A 3,960-nucleotide genomic window follows, 5' to 3' on the forward strand; every position below is an offset into this window, starting at 1 on the left:
CTGCACGAGGGGGGCGGGGCGGCGATGCGTGTTCTGTTTGTCCACGGCACGGGGGTACGGCGCGAACGGCACGACCGGCTCTTCGGCCTGGTCCGGGACCGGCTGACGGCGAGATTCCCCGACGCGGCCGTCGAATCCTGCTACTGGGGCGACCGGTTCGGCGCGACCCTCGGCGCGGACGGCCGGTCCGTGCCCGGCCTGCGGCGGCCGCGGCCGGACGCCGAGCCCGACCCCGTGGACGCGGAGACGGCCGAGTGGGCGCTCCTGCTCGCCGACCCGCTCTGCGAGCTGCGCGTCCTGGCCGAGGCCGGCTGGGAGGGCCCCGACGGCGGGGACGCGGAGGACGACGGCTTCGCGATGCCCGGCGTCCGGTCCGCCGGGGCCCGGGTGCTCGGGCTGCTGGCCGCGTTACCGCCCGCGCCGCCCCGGGCCGGGGACGAACTCGGCGCACTGCTGCACGGCACCGGGCTCGCCGCGGGCTTCGCCGCCGCCCTGGAATCCACCGCCCGCTCCGCCGAGGCCGCCCGGGCCGGGGAACGCGCCACCGGCGAGCCGCAGGCCCGGGAACTGGCCACCGCCCTCGCCCGGGCCGTGACGGCCGCCGCGCTGGCCCGCGCCGGAGCCGAGGCCGACTGCACCGGCGCCGAACGCGACCGCCTCGTCGAGCTGCTCACCACCCGCCTCGGCGGCGACGCCCGGGTGCCCGGCGCCCGCGCCGCCGCCGTCCTGGGCCGGCTCGCCCTGCGCGTCACCACCCAGCCCCTGCTCAACGCCTGGCGCGGCTCCCTCACCGTCGGTGCCACCCCCGCGCTCGGCGACATCCTGCGCTACCAGGCCCGCGGCCACGAGCTGCGCACGTTCCTGCACGCCCGGATCGCCGCCGACCCGGGGCCGACCGTACTCATCGGCCACAGCCTCGGCGGGATCGCCCTGGTGGACCTCCTCGCCCTCGCCGCCGCCCGCGGCGAGGCCGTCCCCGGGGCGGAACTGCTCGTCACCGTCGGCTCCCAGGCGCCCTTCCTCCACGAGCTCGGCGCGCTGACCGCACTCGAACCCGGCGCGAAGCTCCCGTACGGCTTTCCGCGCTGGCTCAACGTCTACGACCGCCAGGACGTGCTCTCCTACCTCGCCGGGCCCGTCTTCCCCGGCGACCCGCGCGTCACCGACCACGAGGTCGCCAGTCGCCAGCCCTTCCCGGCCTGCCACAGCGCCTACTGGAAACAGGACTCCCTCTACGAGCGGATCGAACAGGCGGTGGCCGAGGCGGAGATCGGGTGATCCCCGCCGACTTCCTGCCCCCGGCCCTCGGGCCGCGGCGCACCTTCGCGCTCGTCGCCGGGGTCGAGCGCTACGACATCAGCCACCATTGGAACCTGCGCGGTCCGGCCCGCGACGCCCTGCGCTTCGCCCGCTGGCTGACCGGCCCCGCCGAGGTGCCGCCCGGCAACGTCCGGCTGCTGCTGTCCCCGCTCGACGCGCCGGACGCCCTCGACTGGCCGGACACCCCGGCCATGGCCGCCCTGCGGACGGCGCACCGCCCGGCGACCGAGGAGAACGTCAAAGCCGTGCTCCTCGACGAACTCCCGCAGTGCGACGGCGACCTGCTGTGGATCTTCTGGGCCGGACACGGCTACCTCGGGCCTCGCCAAGAGCTGATGCTGCCCTGCGCCGACGCCCGCCGCGGCCAGATCAGACACCTCAACCTCGACTCGGCGCTGCGCTGGTGGCGGACCGACCTGGTCAAACCCCGCCGCTTCCCGCTCCAGGCCGCGCTCGTGGACTCCTGCCGCGTCGACGCGCCCCGCGACGCCCGGTGGAACTTCGGCACCACCGACTACGGCGGCGGCAGTTCGGTGCCGGGCCGCCGGCAGTTCCGGCTCTACGCCTCCCGGGAGGGCGAGGCCGCGCAGAACGACGCGGAGCGCGGCGCCGGCCGGTTCACCGAGGCACTGCTCGGCGAACTCGGGCAGCGCTCCGTGCGCGAGAGCGTCAGCGGGCTGCCCGGCGCCGCCCTCAGCATCCACCGCGCCTTCCAGGAACTGCGCGAACGCGGCGAGGGCTGGCAGCTGCCGCAGTTCCTCGTGGACCGGGACTGGGACGCCTGCTCCTTCCTCGACGACGACCTGCCCGGGCCCCGGCTTCCCCGGGCCGTCCGGCTCGACCAGCCCGCCTGGGACGGGCTCGGCGAACTCTTCGAGGGCCGCGAGCTGCCGCGCTGCGCCCACGAGGCCTACGCGTGGGCGTTCAAGGCGGCCGGCTGCACCACCCCCGTGCGCGGCGGCCTGCCCGGGGACAGCCTCCTGGAGGTGGTCCAGGACCTGGACGAGCGCCAGGGCGGGCACGGCGGGATGCCGCTGGCCGTGCCCTTCGTACGGTTCCTCGCGGACCGGGCCGCCGCGGCGGGCGACGCGGACTGGGCGGCCCGGCTGCGGGACTGGGTGCACGCCACCCGCGAGCGCCTCGGCCTGCCCGCCGTGCCCCCGCCCCCGCCTGCGCCGCGCAGGGCGGTCGTGCACGTCCGGCTGGAGGCGCCGCCGGACGGCGGGCCCGGGCACCTGGCCCGGATGTGGCTGCACGGCGAACGGGCCGAGCACATATGGGAGTCGGAGGGCGCGCCGGTCCGGCTGGACGTCGTACGGGAGGAGCTCGTACGCCAACTGGCCCTCATCGGAGGGGCCCCGGCCGACGGCGGGGCGGCCGGGCGGCGGACCTACGGCGCGGTGGACCGCATCGAGTTCCACGTGCCGTACGAGCTGCTGGACGCCGACTTCGACCAGTGGCCGGTGCCCCGCGGCCCGGCCGGCCGCCCCCGAGCCCTCGGCGTGCTGCACCAGGTGGTGGTGCGCTGCCCGCAGGAGCGGACGGACACCCGGGCCGAATGGCACACCTCCTGGCGCTGGCTGTGCGCCCAGGGCGGCCGGCACCGCGACGCCGTCCGGGTGGTGGAGGACCCCGGGGTCACGGACGCCCTCGGGATGGAACTGGCCGAAGGGCCGGCGCCCGCCTGCGTCCTGGCGCACACCACGGCCGCGCCGCACGCCGGACTGCTGGAAGCCGTACTCGAAGGCGGCGTGCCGGTGGCGGTGTGGCGGCGCGGGGGCGGCGTGCCCGTGCCCGCGCTCCTCGACCTGCTGGCGCCGGCCGGGCCGGACGGCCGGCCCGACCCCGGCGCGCTCGACGTACTGGCCCTGCCCGCGCGCGTGCGCGAGGTGCGCCGGGCGGCCGCGAGTGCCGCATCGGCCGCCGCGAGCGCCGCATCGGCCGCCGCGAGCGCCGCCGCGAGCGCCCCGGACGCTCCCGCGGGAGCCGTCCGCGCCGCCCGCCAACTTCCCTCGGGGGGAGACCAGTTGGTGCTCCTGTGGGACGATCCCGACGAGATGCCGGGCCTCCGGTCCCTGGCCTGAACCCCCGACCACTGACGGACCGCGACACCGACGATGGAGGACGAGGCAGTGGTGAAGGACTGGTGGCTGTACCACGGGAGCGGCCCGGGCGGGGACCGGCGCACCCGCCTGGAGGCCGGATCCCCGCCGCCCTGGCGGGACTTCACCGGCACCCCCGACCCGGACTACGTGCCACCCGGGTGCGAGGGACCGGCCTGGGAGCGCACCTGGCGGCGCGGTGTGGGCTACGTACCCGACGACCCGGAGAAGGACGTGGTCAACACGGCCCTGTACCTGCGCCGGCCGCTGCTCATCACCGGGAAGCCGGGCGTCGGCAAGTCCACGCTCGCCTACAGCATCGCCGCCGACCTGGGCCTGGGGCCCGTACTGCACTGGCCGATCACCAGCCGGACCGTACTGCGGGACGGCCTGTACCTGTACGACGCCATCGGGCGCCTCCAGGAGGCCGGCCTGGAGCAGCTGCGCCCGCCGGGCGCGCGGCCCGCGACCGCCGCCGACGTACCGCCGCCACCGGACCCGGCCCTCGCCCCCGCCGGCGGGCCCGCCGGCGGGGGCG

Annotated in this window: 2 protein-coding genes and 1 pseudogene; all 3 read left to right on the plus strand. The window is 77.4% G+C overall.

The genetic code is table 11. From position 1 onward, the window contains the following. The coding region (locus PV721_RS41965) for a hypothetical protein (RefSeq protein ID WP_319733955.1) at window positions 1–1,278 on the plus strand (1,278 nt) is incomplete at its 5' end. Next, window positions 1,275–3,404, plus strand: a complete 2,130-nt coding sequence (locus PV721_RS41970; RefSeq protein WP_319733957.1) for a caspase family protein — start codon at window positions 1,275–1,277, stop codon at window positions 3,402–3,404. The genes PV721_RS41965 and PV721_RS41970, both read left to right, overlap by 4 nt. Window positions 3,405–3,437: 33 nt before the next feature. Further along, window positions 3,438–3,960 (plus strand): annotated as a pseudogene (locus PV721_RS41975) (MoxR family ATPase); the annotation flags it as partial.

It is taken from the genome of Streptomyces sp. MB09-01, from assembly GCF_033794505.1.
Classification (GTDB): Bacteria; Actinomycetota; Actinomycetes; order Streptomycetales; family Streptomycetaceae; genus Streptomyces.